Source organism: Halomonas sp. SIMBA_159 (assembly GCF_046536035.1).
Taxonomy (GTDB): Bacteria; Pseudomonadota; Gammaproteobacteria; order Pseudomonadales; family Halomonadaceae; genus Vreelandella; species Vreelandella venusta_A.
Genome location: NZ_JAWJBT010001843.1, coordinates 1 through 228 on the forward strand (window position 1 = coordinate 1; position 228 = coordinate 228).

At 51.8% G+C, this 228-nt stretch carries 1 protein-coding gene; it reads left to right on the plus strand.

Annotation, left to right across the window (positions count from 1 at the left end; translation table 11 throughout):
* On the plus strand, positions 1 to 228 hold a 228-nt coding region (locus R0J87_RS25555; RefSeq protein WP_498889814.1), incomplete at both ends, for a BCCT family transporter.

A 228-nucleotide genomic window follows, 5' to 3' on the forward strand; every position in this document is an offset into this window, starting at 1 on the left:
CGATCGTGCTGATGTATGCGCATTACCAAAAAGGCATGCCATTAAAACCACGGTCTTTGCTTTACCCATTGCTTGGCGAAAAAATCATGGGGAAAAACGTGCTTGGCACGGCGATCGATGCTTCGGCTGTCATCGCGGTAGCAGCTGGCACCATCGGCCCGATCGGCTTTCTTGGCTTGCAGGCAGCTTACGGGATGGAGTCATTGTTCGGAGTGCCGAATAATTTGT